This window comes from Wohlfahrtiimonas chitiniclastica (assembly GCF_002252325.1).
Lineage (GTDB): Bacteria > Pseudomonadota > Gammaproteobacteria > Cardiobacteriales > Wohlfahrtiimonadaceae > Wohlfahrtiimonas > Wohlfahrtiimonas chitiniclastica.
On the sequence record NZ_NEFL01000003.1, the window covers coordinates 320,311 to 341,422 of the forward strand.

General features: G+C 45.0%; 19 protein-coding genes. 16 read left to right on the forward strand and 3 right to left on the reverse strand.

The features are described 5' to 3' along the window. Window positions 1-24: 24 nt before the first annotated feature. From lon to B9T10_RS09270, 10 genes are all read left to right on the forward strand, one after another. Window positions 25-2,505 carry an endopeptidase La gene (gene lon, locus B9T10_RS09225; RefSeq protein WP_008315326.1) on the forward strand — a complete coding sequence of 827 codons (2,481 nt, stop codon included), beginning with the start codon at window positions 25-27 and terminating at the stop codon, window positions 2,503-2,505. Window positions 2,506-2,607: 102 nt separating this feature from the next. Then, window positions 2,608-2,904 carry an HU family DNA-binding protein gene (locus B9T10_RS09230; protein WP_008315325.1) on the forward strand — a complete coding sequence of 99 codons (297 nt, stop codon included), beginning with the start codon at window positions 2,608-2,610 and terminating at the stop codon, window positions 2,902-2,904. Between the two features lie 103 nt (window positions 2,905-3,007). Beyond that, window positions 3,008-6,979: an ATP-dependent RNA helicase HrpA gene (gene hrpA, locus B9T10_RS09235; RefSeq protein WP_094538318.1), complete on the forward strand. Its 3,972-nt coding sequence runs from the start codon at window positions 3,008-3,010 to the stop codon at window positions 6,977-6,979. 98 nt (window positions 6,980-7,077) lie between these two features. Continuing rightward, window positions 7,078-7,530 carry a DUF441 domain-containing protein gene (locus B9T10_RS09240; protein WP_063455819.1) on the forward strand — a complete coding sequence of 151 codons (453 nt, stop codon included), beginning with the start codon at window positions 7,078-7,080 and terminating at the stop codon, window positions 7,528-7,530. A 46-nt stretch (window positions 7,531-7,576) separates the two neighbouring features. Next, window positions 7,577-7,852: an accessory factor UbiK family protein gene (locus B9T10_RS09245; RefSeq protein ID WP_246781933.1), complete on the forward strand. Its 276-nt coding sequence runs from the start codon at window positions 7,577-7,579 to the stop codon at window positions 7,850-7,852. Further along, window positions 7,849-8,394 carry a disulfide bond formation protein B gene (locus B9T10_RS09250; protein WP_094538319.1) on the forward strand — a complete coding sequence of 182 codons (546 nt, stop codon included), beginning with the start codon at window positions 7,849-7,851 and terminating at the stop codon, window positions 8,392-8,394. The genes B9T10_RS09245 and B9T10_RS09250 overlap by 4 nt, the downstream gene beginning before the upstream one ends. Continuing rightward, entirely contained in the window at window positions 8,391-8,774 is a 384-nt protein-coding gene (locus B9T10_RS09255; RefSeq protein ID WP_094538320.1) for a rhodanese-like domain-containing protein, read from the forward strand. The genes B9T10_RS09250 and B9T10_RS09255 overlap by 4 nt, the downstream gene beginning before the upstream one ends. Further along, the gene (locus tag B9T10_RS09260; RefSeq protein WP_094538321.1) at window positions 8,771-9,142 is read left to right on the forward strand and encodes a glutaredoxin domain-containing protein; all 372 of its coding nucleotides are present in this window, start codon (window positions 8,771-8,773) and stop codon (window positions 9,140-9,142) included. Before B9T10_RS09255 ends, B9T10_RS09260 begins: the two co-directional genes overlap by 4 nt. Then, a complete protein-coding gene (locus B9T10_RS09265) occupies window positions 9,142-9,753 on the forward strand; it encodes a MiaE family protein (RefSeq protein WP_063503283.1) in 612 nt (203 codons plus the stop codon). Before B9T10_RS09260 ends, B9T10_RS09265 begins: the two co-directional genes overlap by 1 nt. A gap of 1 nt (window position 9,754) precedes the next feature. After that, a complete protein-coding gene (locus tag B9T10_RS09270; RefSeq protein WP_094538322.1) occupies window positions 9,755-10,318 on the forward strand; it encodes a M48 family metallopeptidase in 564 nt (187 codons plus the stop codon). On the opposite strand, the gene recD is transcribed toward B9T10_RS09270, so the two are convergent. After that, on the reverse strand, window positions 10,301-12,109 hold the full coding sequence (gene recD / locus B9T10_RS09275) for an exodeoxyribonuclease V subunit alpha (protein WP_094538323.1): 1,809 nt from the start codon (window positions 12,107-12,109) through the stop codon (window positions 10,301-10,303). The genes B9T10_RS09270 and recD overlap by 18 nt on opposite strands. Next, window positions 12,106-15,339 (reverse strand): UvrD-helicase domain-containing protein, encoded by a 3,234-nt coding sequence (locus B9T10_RS09280; RefSeq protein WP_094538324.1) that lies wholly within the window; start codon window positions 15,337-15,339, stop codon window positions 12,106-12,108. The genes recD and B9T10_RS09280 overlap by 4 nt, the downstream gene beginning before the upstream one ends. Before the next feature lie 161 nt (window positions 15,340-15,500). On the opposite strand from B9T10_RS09280, the gene B9T10_RS09285 reads away from it, so the two are divergent. Next, window positions 15,501-15,722 (forward strand): hypothetical protein, encoded by a 222-nt coding sequence (locus tag B9T10_RS09285; RefSeq protein ID WP_008315313.1) that lies wholly within the window; start codon window positions 15,501-15,503, stop codon window positions 15,720-15,722. A gap of 64 nt (window positions 15,723-15,786) precedes the next feature. Here B9T10_RS09285 and hemJ read toward each other — a convergent pair whose 3' ends face one another. Further along, on the reverse strand, window positions 15,787-16,221 hold the full coding sequence (hemJ, locus tag B9T10_RS09290; protein WP_018122660.1) for a protoporphyrinogen oxidase HemJ: 435 nt from the start codon (window positions 16,219-16,221) through the stop codon (window positions 15,787-15,789). Window positions 16,222-16,354: 133 nt separating this feature from the next. Between hemJ and ispG the strand changes: the two genes are divergently transcribed. From ispG to B9T10_RS09315, 5 genes are all read left to right on the forward strand, one after another. Beyond that, window positions 16,355-17,572, forward strand: a complete 1,218-nt coding sequence (gene ispG / locus B9T10_RS09295; protein ID WP_018122659.1) for a flavodoxin-dependent (E)-4-hydroxy-3-methylbut-2-enyl-diphosphate synthase — start codon at window positions 16,355-16,357, stop codon at window positions 17,570-17,572. After that, a complete protein-coding gene (gene trmB, locus B9T10_RS09300) occupies window positions 17,565-18,257 on the forward strand; it encodes a tRNA (guanosine(46)-N7)-methyltransferase TrmB (RefSeq protein ID WP_094538325.1) in 693 nt (230 codons plus the stop codon). Before ispG ends, trmB begins: the two co-directional genes overlap by 8 nt. Before the next feature lie 20 nt (window positions 18,258-18,277). Further along, the gene (locus B9T10_RS09305) at window positions 18,278-19,030 is read left to right on the forward strand and encodes a lytic transglycosylase domain-containing protein (protein ID WP_094538326.1); all 753 of its coding nucleotides are present in this window, start codon (window positions 18,278-18,280) and stop codon (window positions 19,028-19,030) included. A gap of 121 nt (window positions 19,031-19,151) precedes the next feature. After that, a complete protein-coding gene (gene yiaY, locus B9T10_RS09310) occupies window positions 19,152-20,300 on the forward strand; it encodes an L-threonine dehydrogenase (protein WP_094538327.1) in 1,149 nt (382 codons plus the stop codon). Window positions 20,301-20,352: 52 nt separating this feature from the next. After that, window positions 20,353-20,910, forward strand: a complete 558-nt coding sequence (locus tag B9T10_RS09315; protein ID WP_094538328.1) for an elongation factor P hydroxylase — start codon at window positions 20,353-20,355, stop codon at window positions 20,908-20,910. Window positions 20,911-21,112: the final 202 nt, after the last annotated feature.

Sequence of the window (21,112 nt, forward strand, 5' to 3'; positions counted from 1 at the left end):
TTATTTTGGAGTCGTTATTATATTATGTCACATTCCCCAGAAGTTCATCAGCGTCCAATGATTGCAATTCGTGATTTGGTGGTGTTTCCGACATTAACCGTACCACTTTTAATTGGTCGCCCTCTATCTATGGGTGCACTACAGGCTGCTGAGCATTTTAATAATGAAGTTATCTTAGTGACTCATATTTCAATGGATAGCGAAACTGTGAACATGGAGAGTGTTTACGGTACAGGCGTGATCGGGCGCATTATCCAAAAAGTGCAGATCGAAGATGGTACCTATAAAGTGCTCGTGGAAACTGAAGAGCGCGTTAAATTACATGGCATTACACAAGTGGCAGCGAAAGATGATGAAGAGAATGATCATTGCATGGCTGATTATGAAGTGGTGCCTGTTGAAGAAGATTTGTCCGAAAACTTAGCAAAAGTGTATGGCAATGTCATTCGCAATCTCTTTAACAATGTGGCAAGCCTCACAAAAGTGCCAGAAGATCTCTTAAAGCATCTGAAAAATGAAGAAGATTTATATAGTTTAGCCGTGAAGGTGATTAACTATTTGCCTGTATCGATTGCGAAAAAGCAAGAGATCCTTGAAGAGGATACCATCGGGCAATTGGTGAAAAATTTAGTCTCTCAGCTCACCTATGAAGTGGATGTGCTTGAGACACAAAACCGTATTCAAGCCTCTGTACAAAAACAGATGAGCAAAAATCAGCGCGAATACTATTTAAATGAGCAGATCAAAGCGATCAGAAGTGAGCTTGATGATCTAAATGACACCGGTTTATCTGAATTAGATCAGCTTGAAGAGCAGATCATTGCGGCAAAAATGCCAAAAGAGGCAGAAGAGAAAGCATTGCTTGAGCTCAAACGCTTAAAATCCATGCCGGCGATGTCATCTGAAGGCACCGTTGCGCGCACGTACATCGATTGGCTATTGAAAATGCCATGGAATCAGCGCTCGCGCCTTAAATATGACATCACTAAAGCAGAAGAGCGTTTAGATCAAGATCACTCAGGCTTAGATAAAGTGAAGGATCGCATTTTAGAATATTTAGCGGTCACGAATCATACGAAAAGCGTGAAGGGCAATATTTTATGTTTAATTGGCCCGCCGGGCGTGGGTAAAACCACATTGGCGCGCTCAATTGCTGAAGCCACTGGGCGTGAATTGGTGCGCATGAGCTTAGGCGGCGTACATGATGAATCAGAAATTCGTGGTCATCGCCGGACATACATTGGCGCATTGCCGGGCAAAATTGTGCAGATGTTGGCAAAAGCAAAAACCAAAAATCCGTTGATGCTTTTAGATGAGATCGACAAAATGGGTTCTGATTACAAAGGTGATCCTGCCCATGCCATGCTTGAAGTGTTAGATCCTGAGCAAAACTCAACATTCAATGATCACTACTTAGATGTGGATGTGGATTTATCAGAGGTGATGTTCATCGCAACGGCCAATAGCTTTAACATTCCGGGTCCTTTGCGTGATCGCATGGAGATCATCGAATTATCAAGTTACACAGAGCTTGAAAAACTCGACATCGCGAAAAATTACTTGTTGCCAAAGCAGTTAAAAGAGCACAAGTTAAAAGAGAATGCCATTGAGATCTCGGATGATCTATTGCTCGACATCATTCGTTTATATACGAAAGAAGCGGGCGTACGCTCTTTAGATCGTCAAATTGCGAAAATCTGCCGTAAAGCGATTAAAGACATCCTTAAAGCCGGTGAAGCCGCCCACAAAGGGAAAGGCAAAGCAAAAGTGAAGGTCAGTGAGCATCCGACCATTGTATTGACCAAAGCATTGCTTGAACAATATTTAGGTGTGCCGCGTTTCCGCTTTGGCGTGAAGGAAAAAGAGGATCAAGTGGGCTATGTCAATGGCTTGGCTTGGACGCAATTAGGTGGTGAATTGCTTGGCATTGAAGTGGAAGTGATGCCGGGGAAAGGCAATCTCATTACGACAGGCAGCTTAGGCGATGTGATGAAAGAATCGATGCGCACCGCCATGAGCCTCATTCGTGCCCGTGCGAAATCTTATGGTTTAGCGGATGATTTTGCCGACAAGATCGACATCCATGTGCATGCACCAGAAGGTGCGGTGCCAAAAGATGGCCCAAGCGCTGGTGGTGCCATCACAGTTGCCATTTTATCAGCCTTGTTGAATCAAGCGATTCGTGCGGACATTGGCATGACGGGTGAAGTGACATTGCGCGGTCACATTTTAGCCATTGGCGGCTTGAAAGAAAAGCTTCTCGCAGCTGCCCGTGCCGGCCTTAAAAAGGTGCTCATTCCTGAGGAAAATGTGAAGGATTTAGAGGACGTACCGGCAGAAATCAAGGCTCAATTGACCATTATTCCGGTGTCACATTTTGATGAGGTGGTTTCTCATGCTTTTGTGAAAAATATCGAGAAAAATGAAGAATTTCAACGATATAGCGGTTTAAATGACTTTTCTGTGCCTGTGACTAACGTCAAGAGTGTTGAAAAACACTGCTAAAATTTCTTGACTCGTCAGTAATTGCAACGTATAAAGCATATTGAGCTCCCCAGAATAGGGGAGCAGTCATTCAAATGTGATAATAAACTAGGTAGGTATTTTATGAACAAAACAGAATTGATTGCTGCGGTTGCAGAAAAAGCGGAAATTAGCAAAGTATCAGCTGCTAAAACAGTTGATGCGGTAATGGAAACAATCAAAGAAACTTTACAAGCTGGTGATAGCGTAACGTTGATCGGTTTTGGTACTTTCTCAGTACGTGATCGTGCAGCACGCACAGGTCGCGATCCACGTAACCCATCTAAAACAATTGAAATCAAAGCTTCTAAAGTACCTGCATTCAAAGCTGGTAAAGGCTTGAAAGATGCGGTGAACGGTTCTGCAAAAAAAGCTAAATAATTTTTAGTTTTTTTATCTGAACAAGCTCTAATTCGACACGTTCGAGTTAGAGTTTTTTTATGTGCTATCCTATGGGCTTATTTTCACACTGATTGAATGAGCCATGAGTCAAATTTCTTTATCATCTCTGTTTGAACTGTTGCCGCACACTGAGTGCAAACGCGCCCACACCTTTCGCCGAGCATTACACACATTAAAAAAATCGCACGGTGATGAGCCACAAGCCTTAGAGGCATTGGCAACGGATATGATGACTTCCGCTGAATGCGTGCTTGCCAAAAAAGCGGCATTTCCCGAGCTGAATTACAACGAATCTTTACCCATTTATGCGGCGCGCGATGAGATCAAAGCGGCGCTTGAGGCGCATCCTGTCATTGTGGTGTGCGGGGAAACAGGCTCAGGAAAAACCACGCAATTGGCGAAATTCTGTTTAGAACTTGGTTTAGGCGCGCGTGGGTTGATTGGCCATACGCAACCCAGACGTTTAGCGGCGCGCAGTGTTGCCGATCGCATCGCAGAAGAGTTGCATGTGCCCATTGGCGGCTTTGTGGGTTATAAGATGCGCTTTGCCGATCAAACAGCGCCAGAGACCACCGTCAAACTCATGACTGATGGTATTTTGCTCGCAGAACTCACCAAAGATCCTTATCTGAATCAATATGAAGTGATCATCATCGATGAAGCCCATGAGCGCTCATTGAACATTGACTTTTTGCTTGGCATTTTAAAACGCATTTTAGAAAAACGCCGGGATTTAAAAGTCATCATTACATCGGCGACCATTGATCCTGAGAAATTTGCCACATTTTTTAAAACGCCGCACCATTCTGTGCCCATTATCAATGTGTCAGGGCGCACTTATCCAGTGGAGATTCGTTATCGCCCGCTCATTCAAGAGAACGAAGGCGATGATTTAAGCCTTATTGAAGGCATCACCGCAGCGGTGCATGAATTGAGCACAGAGCAACCTGGGGATATTTTGGTCTTTTTACCTGGGGAGCGTGAGATCCGTGATGCTGCCGATGTACTGTCTAAAGAATTTTCACGGCATTATGATGTGTTACCGCTCTTTTCTCGTTTAAGCAATGCTGAGCAAAATCGCATTTTTAAACCGCATCATAAACTGCGCATTGTGCTAGCGACCAACGTTGCCGAAACCTCTTTAACCGTCCCCGGCATTAAATATGTGATTGATTCAGGCATTGCGCGCATCAGCCGTTATAGCCCACGTTCACGCTTGCAGCGCTTGTTGATCGAGCCGATTGCCCAAGCTTCTGCAAATCAGCGCAGCGGCCGTTGTGGGCGTGTGAGCGAAGGCATTGCCATTCGTCTATTTAGCCGCGAGGATTTTGAGGCGCGTCCGCTCTTTTTAGATCCTGAAATTAAGCGCACGCAATTGGCATCCGTCATTTTACAAATGGCGCATTTGCGCTTAGGCAATCCGGAAGATTTTACCTTTATTGAACCGCCAGAAGCCCGTCAGATCAAAGAGGGTTACATGGCACTTCGAGAGATCAAAGCGATTGATGACCAAAGCCGTTTGACGCGCTTGGGGCGACAATTGGCACTGCTGCCACTTGATCCACGTTTTGGCGCGATGATCTTTAAAGGTGCAGAGCTTGGCGTGGCGCATGAAATGCTGATTTTGGTGGCGCTATTATCCATCCAAAACCCGAATGAACGTCCGATTGATAAACAACAAGCTGCTGATGAGAAGCACCGCCTCTTTAAGGATAAACAGTCCGACTTTATGGGCTATTTGAACTTATGGTTTTGGTATCAAAACACGGTGAAGGGCAATTCTCAATCTTATTTGCGTGAGTTGTGCCGTCAGCATTTTATCTCTTTTATGCGCATGCGTGAATGGTTTGAGCTTTATCAACAGATCCGCGAGATGCTCAAATCAAGTGATGTGCGCCTCAATGATTTGCCAACATTGGCAGAAACACAAACGGGTGATTATGATTTTCCTGCCTTTAACAGTGATTTGATCCATCAATCCTTATTGGTGGGTTTGTTAGATCACATTGGTGCATTGGGTGAAGAGGGCGCTTATCAAGGGGCAATGGGGCAAAAGTTTCGCATTTTCCCTGGCTCAAGCTTATATAAAAAGCCACCAAAATGGTTGATGGCGATGGAGATTGTGGAAACGTCCCAAGTGTATGCGCGCATGTGTGCGGGCATTAAGCCTGAATGGCTAGAGATCATTGGCAGCCATTTAATCAAATCTCAATACAATGAACCGCATTGGAGCAAAAAGCAGGGGCAAGCGGTGGCAGAAGAGACAGTGTTTCTCTTCAATTTAGCCATCATTCGCAATCGCCGAGTGAGCTTTGGTGCCATTAATCCTGAATTGTCCCGCGAATTGATGATCAAAGAAGGTTTGATTCAAGATGACATTGCCACGCGTGCAGCGTTTTATCGTAAAAATCGTGCCACCATTGAAAAAGTCGAAACGATGGAGGATAAAACCCGCCGCCGTGACATTTTAGCGGAAGAAGTGGTGCTCTATGAATGGTACGATGCACGCTTGCCAAAGGATTGCTACAGCGTTAAAAAACTTGAAAAATGGTGCCAAGTCAAAGCAAATAATGATGCATTGATTTTCTCAGAGCGCGACATTTTAGCTCACGATGAGGATCTGAATTTAGAAGAGTTTCCAGAAGTGCTAGAGCTCAATGGCTTAAAACTCAATGCTCAATACCTTTTTGATCCTGCGGCAGAAGATGATGGCATGACGCTGTTGGTGCCGTTAGCCGCGCTGAATTTATTGGATCAAACCCGTTTAGATTGGCTCTCTCATGGTTTGATTTTAGAGAAAATTACAGAGTTGCTGCGCACATTGCCCAAAAGTTATCGTCGTCAATTTGTGCCGCTGCCAGATTTTGCCGCAGAGATTTTTAATGCCATTGAGTTTGCCGAAGGCAACCTCTATTTTCAGCTGCAAACCATCATTCAGCGTTTGCGTGGCATTGAGATTGAGCCGCATGAGTTTGATGAAAAAGCATTGCCAAAGCACTTACGGATGAACATTCGCATCATTGATGCTGGCGGCAAAACCCTTGGGCAAGGGCGCGAGCTTGATGCATTGCAAAAGAAATTCTCCCATAAGGCAGAATCTGCCTTCCAGCAATTGGTGGCGACAGAATCCCCATCGAAAAAGCGTAAAAAAGCTGTGCTGGCTGAAAAGGTGGTGCACAGTGAGCCGCAACCCCATAGCTTTACCGATGATAATTGGGTGATTGAGCCAGAGGTGAAATTTACGCGCAATGGCATTCAATTGGTTGGTTACGTGGCGCTTGAAGCGTCAGAAGATGGACTCAAAGCAAAACTCTATGATCGACAAAGTGAAGCGAGCCGTGCGCATCTACACACTTTGATTGAGCTCAGTTTAAAAGCCCTTCGCCAAGAGGTGAAGTACCTACAAAAGCAATGGCCGCAGTTTGGCAAGCTCGCGTTGATGTTTAGGCAAGTGGGCAATGAGACGATTTTAAAAGAGGATTTGATGAAGGCAGTGATTCGCGATTATCTCGATGAAGCCACATTGCCACGCGATGCAAAAACCTTCAATCAGCTCATTGATACGATGCGTAAAGGCATTGTGAGTCAAGCCACTGATTTGACAAAACTGGTGATTGAAATCTTTATGGAGAGTGAAAAAGTCTCCGATGCGCTGCGTGCTTTGCACCCGATGAATCGCGCATTGATTGAAAAGCCCATTCAAAAAGCGAAAGATCGCCTCATTTATGCTGGCTTCATCAGCGAAACGCCTGCCTTTTGGCGTGCACAATTGCCGCGTTATTTAAAAGCGATGGCGGTGCGTGTCGAGCGCTTTAGCCAAAACATCAGCCGTGATGAGGCTCATGCTAAGATCATTGCCAACCATTTATCACAACTTGCAAAAGCGGTGGAGAAGTTTGGCAACAGCCCTGAAGTGGTGGAATATCGTTGGATGATTGAGGAACTTGCTGTCTCTTTATTCGCACAGCCAATGAAAACGGCGGTGCCGGTGTCAGAAAAGCGTCTCAATAAAGTGTGGGAAGCCCTAGATTTGATGATGAAGAATCAGCGGTAGAATTGATTTTTCATCTCTGTTTTGCAGCCCTCGGCAGATCAGTTAGAATGGGGCAGCATTAGGAGACGCACTTCATGAAAAAAGGACCGATCAAATCCATGGCACATCTAGATTTTACGTTACTGTTTTTAATCATCATTGCAGGGCTTGGGCTGTTGAGTAAAAATGACACTGTATTGATCGCGATGCTTGTGCTCATTGTGATGAAAATAACGCCGCTCAATCAATTGTTGCCATGGGTGGAGAAAAAGGGCTTATGGCTTGGCGTGATTGTGCTCACAATTGGCGTCATGTCGCCATTGGCAAGTGGCAAAATCAATCCGCTTGAGGTGCTTGGGAATTTAAAAAATTGGCAATCGGTGATGGCAATCATCATGGGCATTGCGGTGGCTTGGCTCGGCTCGCAAGGTGCAGCGTTATTAGAAGCGCGCCCGATGTATGTGCCAGAACTTTTAATTGGAACGATCATCGGCGTTGCGCTCTTTAATGGTGTGCCCGTTGGGCCACTCATTGCCGCAGGACTTTTATCTTTATTGGTACGATGGCAGTAAGCTTTAGCGTATAATGGGCTTTTTTATCCCAAAATGTGAGGGCACAATGCCAAAAGATTTCTTACAAAGCATGGCCGGTAAAATTCAAGAATCATTACCTGAAGGCCTCAAAAATACTCATGCGGAGATCGAAAACATGGTCAAAACGCAAATGGAAAACCTCTTGCCAAACTTTAAGTTTGCTAAGCAAGATGAGTTTGAGATCCAACAAAAGATTTTATTGAAAACCCGCAGCGAAGTCGATGCATTAAAGCAGCGCGTTGAAGCGTTAGAAGCGGTGATTGAATCTTTGAACAAACAAAAAACGGATCAAGCTGAATGAAACAGTTGGCAGCATGGCAAAATCAACGTTGGCTTTGGTTGCTTGGCGGCTTTATGGCGCTCGGACTTGAGTTGGTGGCGGTGTACTATTTTCAAGGGCATTTAAAGCAAGATCCCTGTGAAAAGTGTGTGTACATCCGTTTTGCCTTGGTGGCGGCGTTTGTGTTTGCCATGATTGCTGCCATTCATCCCCGAGCGCTGATCTGTAAAGTGGTGGGTTATGCGGGCGTTTTGTGGGCATTGGTGAAAGGTTGGCTCTACAGCTATCAGTTAGAGCGCATCATTTTAGACCGCCTGAGTCCTGATTATAATCCCTTCACAAGCAGCTGCTCGTTAACGAATGCAGATTTCCCTTTTGGGCTGCCGATGAATCATTGGGTGCCATCGCATTTTCAGCAGTTTGGTATTTGCGGGGAAGACACATGGCAGCTGATGGGCATGAATATGGCAGAATGGATGTTGATGATCTTTACGGCCTTCATTGTGGTGGTGAGCTTGATGTTATTGTCAGCCTTGTATGAAGGATGGAGAAAAAGAGTATGAACCGATTATTATGCGTGTTGATGACGACATTTGCCCTGCAAACGGGTTTTGCCATGGCGGAGGGGCATTTGCAGCAGCCTTCTGATTATGCGGCATTAAAAAGTACTCAGCAATTGATTGATGTGCGTACGCCCGCAGAATTCAGTGAAGGCACGTTAGACAATGCACAAAACATCGACTTTTTAGCCGATGATTTCAGAGCAAACATTCAAACCCTCAATAAAAATGAGCCGGTGTATCTATTTTGCCGCTCTGGCAATCGCAGTGAAAAAGCTCGTAACATTCTGTTAGAGGAAGGCTTTAAAGAAGTGTACGATTTAGAAGGTGGCTACAAAGCTTGGACATTGTGGCAAGAGATGAATAAGGAGAAAACATTATGATGAAAGCCATTCGTTGGATTTTAGGGAAAATCATTTTAGCTGTCGATGCCATCACAGCACCGACGCCGATGGCGCGTTCAGTGGAAGCGCAACAAAAACTAGATGAAGCCACGGCTAAATTAAAGTTGTATCAATATCATGCGTGCCCATTTTGCGTAAAAGTGCGCCGTGAGATTCGCCGTTTGAATCTAAACATTGAGCTCATTGATGCCAAAGAACCTGCAGCAGAAAAACGTTTAATGGAAAATGGCGGCAAGCGCCAAGTGCCATGCTTGTACATCATCAATCCGGACAACTCCATAACGTGGTTATATGAGTCCGATGCCATCATCATCTTTTTACAAACTTTGGCGAAGGAATCAGTGTAATGGCGGTTTTGTTACCTGAAATTGAAACATTTTTGCAGTGTGAAACACCACAAGCATGGATTGATGAAGCAAAGAAGCCAGAAAACATGGACATTTTGCTCATTGACCATGCCAATTGTGAGAAAAAAGCGGCGTTTACCGCACTCAATCTCATTATGAAATACACAGAGCTTGAGGACTTACAGCATAAAATGTCCCGCTTAGCGCGTGAGGAGCTGCGTCATTTTGAGCAAGTGGCAGCCATCATGAAAAAGCGCAATGTGACGTATCGCTATTTAGAGGCCTCTAAATATGCAGATCGCTTGCGTCAGCATTTACGCAAAACGGCGAAAGAGCGTTTGACGGATATTTTGATCATCGGTGCTTACATTGAAGCGCGTTCGTGTGAGCGTTTTTTCCGTGTTGCGCCGCATTTAGATGATGAGCTCAACCATTTTTACAATGCATTGATTAAATCAGAAGGGCGCCATTATCAGGATTATTTAAAATTAGCGGAGCAATATGCTGGGCAATCGATTGATGAGCGCATTGCGTTCTTTGGAGAAGTGGAAAAGGCGGCGATTTTAACGCCGGATTCTGTGTTCCGTTTCCACAGCGGCATGCCGGCGTAATATGACAAATATTGATTGGGTGGTGGTCAAAAAGCCCATCAAGCATTTATACATTCGCATTCAACGCGATGGTCAAGTGTGTGTCAGTGCGCCAGAGCATTTATCACAAGCGGCTCTTGAAGCCGCTTTGCTGCATCATGAGCCTTGGGTTTTAACAAAGCTTGCGGCGTTTGATGCAGCAAAAACCACAGATGGCGTTTATCTTTGGGGGCAACCTTATGTGGGGGAGGGTGATCTTGATGCGTTGTATCGGCAAGCATTGAATGCGGCGATTCCCCCATTATTAGAAAAGTGGTTGCCCATCATGGGGGTGACGTTAAATGAGTGGCGCCTTAAAAAAATGAAAACGCGCTGGGGCACATGTAATCCGCGTGCGCAGCGCATTTGGCTCAATGTCTATCTTGCCGCATATCCACAAGAGTGCTTAGAGTATGTGGTTGTGCACGAGCTTACGCATCTATTAGAAGCCAGTCATAATCACCGTTTTAAAGCGCTCATGACGCACTTTTTGCCGGATTGGCGTGCCCGTGCTGAACTGCTTAAAACCTCACGACATACGATTTAACTGCGCCCCAATGCCGCTGAAACGTTCGGTATGATTGCGAATGGTGGTTTCGATGATGCGCGGCGTACCCATCAATGTGAGCTGTTTTTTAGCGCGCGTAATGCCTGTATAGAGCAGCTCTTTGGTGAGGATTTTACTGTAAAAATCTGGCAATACGAGCATCACATGATCAAACTCACTGCCTTGCGATTTATGGATCGTCATGGCAAAAGCCGTTTCATAATGGGGCAATAGCTGCACAGGTAGCGCCCTTAATTCGCCATTGTCACTTTCAAAATAGGCAATGATGCGCCCATTGTCCTCTGTGATAATGCCCACATCACCATTGAAGATGTGATTGACATAATCATTTTGCAAAATCATGATGGCTTGCCCGTGATAAAGCCCATTGCCATCAGCATTAAACAGTGTGGTGCTGATGTATTCATTGAGCGCATGGGTGCCGAACTCTGACACATTGATGGCGGATAAAATGCGCACCTTTTGTAGCGCATCAAAGAGCACGTGTGGCTCAGCTTTGCTTTGGCACAGCGCAACATAATCAGCAAGTAGTGCATGAATGAGCGTGCGCCAGTTGCCCACTTCTCCAGTATTGATGAAGGTGAGCTCATCGGGAAATTGCGCCACAATTGGCATGAAACTGCGGGCATGCTGCTCATTGACAGCTTTTGCCAATTGCCCAATCCCTGAATGCTCAGAAAATCGATGACTTTTGGTTAACAGCGTCACATTATTAAGGGGCACATCCTTTGGGGTGAATTCAGTAGATAACGATTGCCCCATGATGCTTTCAATGAGGGCAAGGCGCTTGGCATCATAACCGATGTTTTGGCAAATCTCTCCCATAATGGCGCCAGCTTCCACGGAGGCCAGCTGATCTTTATCGCCCAAAATAATGATGCGCACATGCGGCGGTAAAGCTTCAATCAAGAGATTGAAAATATAGAGATCAATCATCGAGGCCTCATCAATGATGATGAGGTCGGTGGGTAAAGGATGATACGTATGATAACGCGGCTTGATTTGATTGGGGTTAAAACTCAATAAGCGATGCAGCGTGGTGCTTTGATTGGGGATTTTATCCAGTAAATGGGTCAGTTCTGGCCGCTGGGCTTTAAAGTTGGTTTTTTGCTTTTCAATGGATTCACTCAAGCGTGCCGCTGCTTTTCCCGTGGGGGCGGCAAGTGAAATGTGTAAATTCGGATGCTCATTGAGGAGCAGCATCAAAATGCGAATCACCGTGGTGGTTTTGCCGGTGCCAGGCCCGCCGGAAATGATGGAGGTGGGCGAAAGAAGTGCATTGACAGCGGCGATTTTTTGATGATCAATCTCATTGCTTCGTGGAAAGAGTTGATGTAAAAGATCGATGGTGTCATCACTTGGCATGTTCGCATCGCTGTCTTGATGGCGCTTTAAAAAATCCACAATGATGGTTTCGTAGTGGAGGTTTTTAGCCAAATAAACGCCATTATTGGCAATCGCTAAAGGATAATGAGGCTGTTGCTTGATCCAAGCAAACAGCGGCGCCCAATCCTCAATGGCGTCAATGCCGGCCAAATGTTTGAGGGTTGTCATGCATTCATCAATCTTTTGGGCATCAAAGCCGGTGAACCATCGTTCATGATGAATGTAGCGCAGTGGCACCATGGTGTGCTTTGAGCCATAAGCGCGGCTCACAATGAGGGCCAGTAACTGTAATTTTAGATCCGTTTTGCTGAGGGTTTTGGCAAAATGGCAATCAATGCTTGTGAAAAAGCCTGATGATTGGGCATACGTTAATAAATCGCTCATGGTTGCTCCATCAATTGATCTAGGGCGTTGATGTGATCACGGCTTGGCAAGGTGTAATAGATGCCTGTATCACCGGTATTTGTCATGCCGCGCACAAAGAGATAAAACACGCCGCCAAAGTGACGATCATAATCAAAATCTGACATGCGAAAACGTAAATAACGGACCAATGCCACGGTATAGATGAGGTATTGCACATCATAATAGTTGTCAAGCATCGCTTGGTGCAGCGCATCGTGCTGATAATCCTTAAGTGTATTGCCAAGGTGATTGGTTTTATAATCGATGATGTAAAATTTTCCTTCGTGCATAAAAATGAGGTCAATGAAGCCTTTCATCATGCCTTCGAGTGTGAAAAAATCAAGCTCGGCAGTTTGCTCACGGTGTTGATTTAAAAAATCATTGAAGCGCTCAGGCGTTAAATGCGCCACTGGAAAGAGAAATTCCAATTCATGCAGAGCGTTTGTCTGCAGCGCATCCCCAAAGGTGCAATGAGGCAACAGGGGATGGGCAAAAATTTTAGTGAGCCAGGCTTCTAAAATGGGCACCCACAGCTCTAATTGTGTGGTGACGGTTTCTGGCAAGGCGCTTTTTGTGATGAGGTCAGCGAGTCGATTGTCTTCAAAAATGGCCTGGGGTGCATATTTTTCAAATAAAGTGTGCATGAATGTGCCCGTTTGTGCCCCTTTTGGAAAGGTGAAGATGGATGGAGGCAGCGCTTCATCGGGTAGAACATCAGGTTCACTGTCAGGGTTAATGGGGGATTCATCGCTGAGGTTATCGGCAAAATAGGAGTTTGGTGCATGGCGCGTCAATTGTGTGAAGCTAGAGATGTTCCATCGACGATTAATGTGTCCATGAAAATGGGCAGCGCTTAAAACATCGTTGACCACAGGTGGCGGATCGTAGTGAACGCTTGGCGTCTCATTGATGGTGATGACATTGACGGACTGAAGTTGACGGAGTGCTTCAAGCGTAAAGGGTTCATTGCCAGGATGATCAAAAAGCTTGGCATACACAATGTTGGCATTGATGTTGCTTTTGCCAGACAGAAAATTTTCTGACAAGGCAATCTCGCAATAATATTTTGCACGCGTGAGCGCCACATACAGCAGTCGCATGTTTTCAGCTTGCATTTCTGTGAGGGCATCGGCTTCAAAGTCAGGGTTGGCTTGAAAGTCAATGGTTTTTAGGTTTGGATCTTTTGGGTCATCGACAATAAAGGGCGGCTTAATGTTACGAGTTTCTAGGCTTGAAGGCACAAAGGTGATGGGAAACTCCAGCCCTTTTGAGCTGTGAATGGTCATGATGGTGATGACATTCATCTCACTTTCTAAACGCAAACTATAGCTGCCCCCGGCGGTTTCATCGCCGCCTTCATCGGGCAGTTGCATTTGTAGATTGAGCCAGTCAAGCAATGCCTCTTTTGTGGGTGCTAACAAGCTTTGGGCTTGCAGTAATTCACACACATGGCGAATGTCCGTCATGATGCGGTCAAATTCCGGATGATTACGAAAACGGTGAATGCGTCCATGGCGATGAAGGAATTTATCCACCATCGGGATGATGCCAAAGCGTTCCCAATCCTCTAAGCACTGTTCGCGCTCGGAGAGTAAAGACTCATATTGCAAATGGTCATGGAGCACATTGTGCAGATCTTGCAAGGTGAATTGATAGAGTAAAGAGGCAAACGTTTGCTTCATTAATTCTTGATTGCGTAGGTTTAATAAGCTTTTTAAAAAGAGATGAATGAGGTGCGCCGCTTCACTCTTAAAGACTTTATTTTTATCAGAAAGGTACACCGCCGGTAGATTCTCTGCGCGAAGGGCTTTTAAAATCGTGGTGGCATCATTTTTATCACGCACCAAAATGGTGATGTCATTGTTTTCAATCGAGCGGCGGATGCCATCTTTATGGATTTGACCGCTTTTGAGTAGGCACTTGATGCGCTGTGCAATGTAATGCGCTGTTGCCGCTTGAAAGGTGCCTTTATTGTTGTCACCCGACAAATGGGCAATCGTGATGCCTGTTTGAGGCTCATCATCAATGGAGAGATAACTCAGCGCTGCTTTTTCTGGCGTACTCACCGGCTGAAAGGGAATGTTTTCATTTAAAAAGGGGTAGGGCGTTTGCTCAAAGAGTTCATTGACGCTTTTGACTAAAGCGGCGCTTGAACGGTAATTGGTGCCCAGCGAATAACTGTGCTCAGCGGCTGCTTTTGCTTGTAAATAGGTGTGAATGTCTGCCCCGCGGAATTTATAAATGGATTGCTTAGGATCGCCAATCATCAAGAGTGTGCGTTCTTTGCTGTGACCAAAGAGGGTGGAGAAAATCTCATATTGTGTGTGATCGGTATCTTGGAATTCATCGATCATCGCCACTTGATAACGTTTTTGAATGTGTGCAAGTTGCGTGGGTGTGGCTTGTCGGACGAGTTTAGCCGTTTCATGAATGAGGTCATCGAAAAACAACACGCCATGTTTGCCTTTGATGCGTAAAAAGATGCGGTCAAAAGCTTTGGTGGCATAGCTCCAGAGCAAGGTTTTGATTTGATTGATGTCTTGTTCGCCATCCTCATTAAAGGCATTGAATACGGCATCTTCTAAAGCAAAGAGATTGTCAGGGGCGATTAAAGTATCGGCCACAGATAAAAAAGGCGACACCATGGTTTGTACATGGTCAGGCGTTTTATACACAGGAAAGGCAATGGCCGCTAAACGCTCTGAGAAAAAATAACACTCCTCGCGCCAAAACTGTTTGGCCGCTTGGGTTTTCAGTTCCGTGTCTGAGGTTTCAAGACGCACATCAAAGGGTAAATGGGAGTCTAAAGGGTTTTGGCTCAAAAATCGCTGACAAAAGCTGTGAATGGTGAATACGTTCGCATCACTCATCAGGCGTTCTGCTTCTTTGAGAATGAGGCGGGCTTTGTAATGCTCAGTCTGTGGGACGATCTTGAGCATCTCCATAATCAGCTGATCTTCACTGTGGCCTGTTTTAAATGCCTCTTGCACCTCTAAAATTCGGCTGTAGATGCGCACGCGCAGCTCAGCGGTGGCAGCCTTAGTGAACGTCACAATGAGAATGTCTTCTAAGCGAAGGGGCGCAACGCCAATGCCCAGCAGATAACGAATCACAAGTGTGGTGATGGTGTATGTTTTGCCGGTGCCTGCGGATGCCTCAATGAGCACTCTGCCTTCGAGTTTAGAGGTCAATGGTTCGATAATTTTCATAACTATTTGTTTTAATTCGCCTTACTGAGATCATTACGGAAGGTAATTATTTCATTAGGATATTTGAGTTCGATTGGTTTATAATCATCTGATTGAAAGGCAAGTGTATTACAGAATTAAACGAATTGTAATAACAGAAAATCAAAAAGGTTAGGAACTATATGAAATTCGTTACAGTTAATATTTTGGGAACGGTTGACCGTGACACGGGTCGAGAGATTATTGTGGGCGCCGCGCATCGTAGCCAGTATTCATTTGTAGCCATTGAACACATCACCTTGATCAATGTTAAAGATAAAAAAGTCTATTTAACCCTCACGACGGGTAAAGTTTTGATTTGTACATTAGGCGTGCTTGCATTATTAAAAGATCACATTGATTAATGAACGCATGACGCATCAAAAAGCCAAACGATTGTTTGGCTTTTTTGTTATGTCTGATTGAGCGTTAGCTAAAAGACATCGGTTGTTTTAACACCACCAATAAAACAATCGCCACAAGGAGTACCGTTGGCAATTCATTGAATAAGCGGTAGAACTTATGGGTGTGCTTGTTGAGGTCTAAGCGGAATTTTTTCACATAGATGCGGCACATCACATGATAAGCCACTAAAAATACCACCAATAATAATTTAATGTGTAACCATGCCATTTTTAAAAGGGCTGGGTTTTTAACAATCATGGTGATACCAAATGCAATGGTGAAAAAGGCGCCAATGTCCATCATGATGGCCAATTTACGCTCCATCACTTTAAAGGTTTCATTTGTTTGTGGATCTTTGTTCATGGCGTGATACACAAATAAGCGCGGTAGATAAAAGAGGCCTGCAAACCACGTCACCATCGCGATGATGTGCCAAGCCTTGAATGCTAAATAACTCATAAAACAACTCCCTGTTGGTAAAAAGTCACCCATTGTAACCTTGAAATCATCTTTGTGGAATTTTCTCTTCTTGAGTTATAAGGTGCACTTAGCGATAATAAACGCTTTATTTTGAGTAGGATTTGTCTCTCTAATGACTAATACAATTGTACGACGTCAAACCACGCAAGTGATGGTTGGGAAGGTCGGCATTGGATCGGATTATCCCATCCGTGTGCAATCGATGACCAATACAGATACCGAAGACGTCGCGGCCACCACACAACAGATCATTGAATTGGCGGATGTGGGCTCTGAGTTGGTGCGCATCACCGTCAATACCGAAAAAGCGGCTGAATCTGTGCCGAAAATTGTCGATGAATTGTTAAAGCGCGGGTACGATACGCCGGTCATTGGCGACTTTCATTTCAATGGCCATCGTTTGGTGACGAAATATCCAGAATGCGCAGCAGCATTGGCGAAACTTCGCATCAATCCGGGTAATGTGGGGCGCGGTCAAAAGCGTGATGAGCAGTTCTCTGCCATGATTGAAGCGGCAGTGAAATTTCAAAAGCCGGTGCGCATTGGCGTCAATTGGGGCAGTTTAGATCAAGCTGTGCTGGCGAGATTGTTCAGCGAAAATCAGGATCGCGCGGTGCCACTGAGCAATGAGATGATCATGCGTGAAGCGATGATTGTGTCAGCATTAGAGAGCGTTGCGTATGCCAAATCTTTGGGGCTTCGTGATGATCAGATGATTTTATCTGTCAAAGTGAGCCAATGCCAAGATTTGATCGCCGTGTATCAGCGCATGGCGATGCAAACAAATTTACCGCTCCATTTAGGGTTAACAGAAGCTGGTATGGGCACTAAAGGCATTGTGGCATCGACGGCGGCGTTGTCCGTGATTTTGCAGCAAGGCATTGGCGACACCATTCGCGTCTCTTTAACGCCATTGCCAGGGGCGCCACGCACTGAAGAAGTGATGGTGGGTAAAGACATTTTGCAAAGCTTAGGGCTTCGTCTGTTTTCACCGAAAGTGACAGCATGCCCAGGATGTGGGCGCACAAGCAGCGATTACTTCCAGCGTTTAGCCCAAGACATTCAAGGTTACTTAGATGAAGTGATGCCTCAATGGAAAGGCACTTATCCGGGTGTTGAATCGATGGTGGTTGCGGTGATGGGCTGCGTGGTCAATGGTCCTGGTGAATCAAAATTAGCGAACATTGGCATCAGTTTGCCCGGCAGCGGTGAAGCACCGGTGGCGCCTGTGTACGAAGATGGACAAAAAACGGTGACGTTAAAAGGTGACCGAATTGCAGATGAATTTATAGAGATTGTGAAACAATATGTCGAAAGAACTTATGGGTAATACAGAAAAGCCGGTTTATATGCGTGAAGTGCGCAGTTTTGTCAAACGCGAAGGGCGCCTGACAGCAGGGCAAGAACGCGTTTTAGAGAGCAGCGAATATTTATTGCGTGAAGAAGATTTAGGGGATGTGCTCGATTTAGATCAGCTCTTTGGGCGCACGAATACAGAACGCACTTTAGAGATTGGCTTTGGCAATGGTGAATCCTTAGCCACAATGGCAGAAGCTGCGCCAACACGTGACTTTTTGGGCGTAGAAGTGCATCGTCCGGGTGTTGGGCATTTATTGTTAGAAGTGGAAAAGCGCGGTTTGACCAATTTACGTGCTGCCAATGAAGATGCAGTGGAATTACTCAAACATAAAATTAAAGATGGCAGCTTTGATCGTGTGCAAATCTTCTTTGCAGATCCTTGGCACAAGAAAAAACACCATAAACGTCGCTTGGTGCAAACTGAATTCATGAATTTATTGGCGACAAAAATGAGCAAAGGCGGCATTTTACATCTAGCCACTGATTGGGAAAATTATGCAGAACAGATGATGGAAGTGTTAACGGCGCATCCTGATTTTGAAAACTGTTATGAAGGCTTTGCGCCGCGCCCTGACTTTAGACCAAAAACAAAATTTGAAGCCCGCGGCGAACGCTTAGGTCACGGCGTTTGGGATTTGTTGTTTAAGCGTCGTTAAGTGTTGTGAGCCAACGCTCTATGATCATCAAAAGCATCCTTCGAGCCAGCGTCTTGACGTTGATGCCGCTCGTTGCGCATGCCGACATTTATTCGTATTTAGATGAGTTTGGGCAAACCCATTATGTGAATCATCCGATTGAGGGCGGGGCGCTTGTGAAACGACTCTCGCCCATTATGGAAGAAGACAATGCGGTGGAAGATGTGCAGCAATTGCTCAATGCACCGCGCTTTAGCCGCACGGTGACGATGGTGTCTGATGGCTCTGAGTTCCAAGGGGATTTCCCGCGCCCTCGCGCATTTGCCAATCATGGCATTGAGGCTGCAGGCGTTAATCCCATTCTTCGTCCGCCCCCTTCGTTGCCCACTATGAAAGGGCGTGATAGCTTTGCGCCTTACATTACGATGGTGGCGCGGCAATATGATTTACAGCCAGCGCTGTTGCATGCGGTGATTACGGTGGAGTCTGCTTATAATCCAAATGCCATCTCCCATGCGGGTGCAAAAGGATTGATGCAATTGATGCCGGCTGCAGCGGCACGTTTTGGGGTGGATGATCCTTATGATCCCATTCAAAACATGCGCGGTGGCGCTGCTTATTTGCGTTGGTTGTTGGATTATTTTGGGGATGTTTCGCTTGCTTTAGCGGGTTATAACGCCGGTGAAGGCTCTGTACGTAAATATGGCAATAAAATCCCACCTTTTAAAGAAACGATGAATTATGTACCAAAAGTGTTACAATACTATCAACAGTATAGGGCACAAGGTTACTAAAATTAACATAAAGTATGATCTAGCTCAGGATCAATGGCAGATCACTTCTGTATAGTGAGTAAAGTAGTCAGACAATAATAAAGTTTTATTCAATCACCTCTTTAAACGTAAGGAGTATATTATGGCCACACAATTCTTAATGCCTTCTAAAAACATTATGGGTGCAGGTGCACTCGATCTCGCGTATGACGACATTAAAGCCCAAGGCTTTAAAAAAATCTTAATCGTGAGTGATGAAGGCTTAAAAGGCGCAGGTATCATTGACTTAGTTGTAAAAGGTTTGAAAGATAAAGGCATTGAATCTGCCGTTTACTCAGGCACTAAGCCAAACCCAACCACAAAAAACGTGGAAGAAGGTTTGGCAATTTTAAAAGCAGAGCATTGTGATGCCATCATCTCTTTAGGTGGCGGTTCTCCGCATGACTGTGCTAAAGGCATTGCTTTAGTGGCAGCGAATGGCGGTAAAATCAACGATTATGAAGGCATCAATAAATCAGCAAAACCTCAGTTGCCATTGATTGCCATTAACACAACTGCGGGTACCGCTTCTGAAATGACCTATTTCTGTATCATTACAGATGAATCACGCCACATTAAAATGGCGATTGTAGATGCGCACACCACACCATTATTATCCGTGAATGATCCTGAATTGATGAAAGGCATGCCAAAATCATTAACAGCTGCCACAGGGATGGATGCATTGACGCATGCGATTGAGGCTTATGTATCAACGGCGGCAACACCGATCACAGATGCATGTGCCGTTAAAGCGGTGGCGCTCATTCATAAAAATTTACGCGATGCAGTGAATGATGGCGCAAATATGCATGCCCGTGAACAAATGGCGTACGCACAATTTTTAGCAGGGATGGCATTTAACAACGCATCTTTAGGTTATGTGCACGCAATGGCGCATCAACTGGGCGGTTTTTATGACTTACCACATGGCGTATGTAACGCAGTCTTATTGCCACACGTACAAGAATACAATGCGAAAGTGGCGGCAGGGCGCTTAAAAGATTTAGCGGCATGCTTTGACATCGACACTCGCGCGATGAGTGATGAAGAAGGTGCAAAAGCGTTAATTGCAGCGATTCGTACATTAAGTCAAGATGTGGGCATTCCTGCAGGCTTAAAAGATTTAGGTGCGAAAGAAGAAGATTTCACAATCTTGGCAGAAAATGCATTGAAAGATGCTTGCTCCTTCACGAACCCACGTAAAGGCGATGAAGCAGAAGTGATTGCAATCTTCAAAGCAGCATTCTAACTGTAACAAATTGAACAATTGATTATAATCCCCACTCGTTGGGGATTTTTTTATGAATAAAGGTGGCAAAGTGCATGATTATCAGGATTTGATTCGTCTATTTAAGGATGAATTTTACGATGAATTCAATACTCTATTGGTGAAAGGGGAGGATGAGCCCATTTATATTCCTGCCAATGATGTGGTGCCATATCATCAAATTGTCTTTGCCCATGGCTACTTTACCAGTGCGCTGCACGAAACCTCTCATTGGTGCATTGCAGGACAGGCACGCCGTTTATTGGAAGATTATGGCTATTGGTATTGCCCAGATGGGCGCACGGAAGATCAGCAAAATCAATTTCAACAGATGGAGATTCGTCCGCAATCGGTGGATTGGCTCTTTTGTTTGGCGACGAATGTGCCGTTTTATGTCAGTTGCGATAATTTAGAGGGCGATTTTGAGCCTGATCATGTGGCATTTCGTGAAAGTGTGCGCCAAAATGTGATTAAAATGTTGGCAAATGATGACATTCCGCCCCGTGCCGCACGTTTTTTAAAGGCATTAAATGGCTTTTATGGTACAGAAAAGATGACGGTGTCGCGCTTTATAGAACTCAGCGCACAATAATTTCAATTATTTTTATGCTTTATCTTATTGTTAAATATGGTTTTTGTGAAATACTTTAAAATTAATTGAAAAAGAGTGTTGACACCTCTCTGAATTTATCTATAATGAGCACCTCTTCTGAACGAGGCGCTGCTGAAAAGCGGTGAGTTTGAAGGGTTTTGAGAGGTTGAGATAGTTGTTTAAGTCTCCCTCGCTGAAAAAA

What these genes read in the sequence shown, in the direction of transcription:
- B9T10_RS09245 (WP_246781933.1), top strand. Translation starts at nt 7,577, where the DNA reads ATGCCAAAAGATTTCTTACAAAGCATGGCCGGTAAAATTCAAGAATCA.
- B9T10_RS09280 (WP_094538324.1), bottom strand. Translation starts at nt 15,339, where the DNA reads ATGAAAATTATCGAACCATTGACCTCTAAACTCGAAGGCAGAGTGCTC.
- ispG (WP_018122659.1), top strand. Translation starts at nt 16,355, where the DNA reads ATGACTAATACAATTGTACGACGTCAAACCACGCAAGTGATGGTTGGG.
- B9T10_RS09260 (WP_094538321.1), top strand. Translation starts at nt 8,771, where the DNA reads ATGATGAAAGCCATTCGTTGGATTTTAGGGAAAATCATTTTAGCTGTC.
- B9T10_RS09230 (WP_008315325.1), top strand. Translation starts at nt 2,608, where the DNA reads ATGAACAAAACAGAATTGATTGCTGCGGTTGCAGAAAAAGCGGAAATT.
- recD (WP_094538323.1), bottom strand. Translation starts at nt 12,109, where the DNA reads ATGAGCGATTTATTAACGTATGCCCAATCATCAGGCTTTTTCACAAGC.
- B9T10_RS09250 (WP_094538319.1), top strand. Translation starts at nt 7,849, where the DNA reads ATGAAACAGTTGGCAGCATGGCAAAATCAACGTTGGCTTTGGTTGCTT.
- lon (WP_008315326.1), top strand. Translation starts at nt 25, where the DNA reads ATGTCACATTCCCCAGAAGTTCATCAGCGTCCAATGATTGCAATTCGT.
- B9T10_RS09240 (WP_063455819.1), top strand. Translation starts at nt 7,078, where the DNA reads ATGGCACATCTAGATTTTACGTTACTGTTTTTAATCATCATTGCAGGG.
- B9T10_RS09315 (WP_094538328.1), top strand. Translation starts at nt 20,353, where the DNA reads ATGAATAAAGGTGGCAAAGTGCATGATTATCAGGATTTGATTCGTCTA.
- B9T10_RS09285 (WP_008315313.1), top strand. Translation starts at nt 15,501, where the DNA reads ATGAAATTCGTTACAGTTAATATTTTGGGAACGGTTGACCGTGACACG.
- B9T10_RS09255 (WP_094538320.1), top strand. Translation starts at nt 8,391, where the DNA reads ATGAACCGATTATTATGCGTGTTGATGACGACATTTGCCCTGCAAACG.
- yiaY (WP_094538327.1), top strand. Translation starts at nt 19,152, where the DNA reads ATGGCCACACAATTCTTAATGCCTTCTAAAAACATTATGGGTGCAGGT.
- hemJ (WP_018122660.1), bottom strand. Translation starts at nt 16,221, where the DNA reads ATGAGTTATTTAGCATTCAAGGCTTGGCACATCATCGCGATGGTGACG.
- B9T10_RS09265 (WP_063503283.1), top strand. Translation starts at nt 9,142, where the DNA reads ATGGCGGTTTTGTTACCTGAAATTGAAACATTTTTGCAGTGTGAAACA.
- trmB (WP_094538325.1), top strand. Translation starts at nt 17,565, where the DNA reads ATGGGTAATACAGAAAAGCCGGTTTATATGCGTGAAGTGCGCAGTTTT.
- hrpA (WP_094538318.1), top strand. Translation starts at nt 3,008, where the DNA reads ATGAGTCAAATTTCTTTATCATCTCTGTTTGAACTGTTGCCGCACACT.
- B9T10_RS09270 (WP_094538322.1), top strand. Translation starts at nt 9,755, where the DNA reads ATGACAAATATTGATTGGGTGGTGGTCAAAAAGCCCATCAAGCATTTA.
- B9T10_RS09305 (WP_094538326.1), top strand. Translation starts at nt 18,278, where the DNA reads ATGATCATCAAAAGCATCCTTCGAGCCAGCGTCTTGACGTTGATGCCG.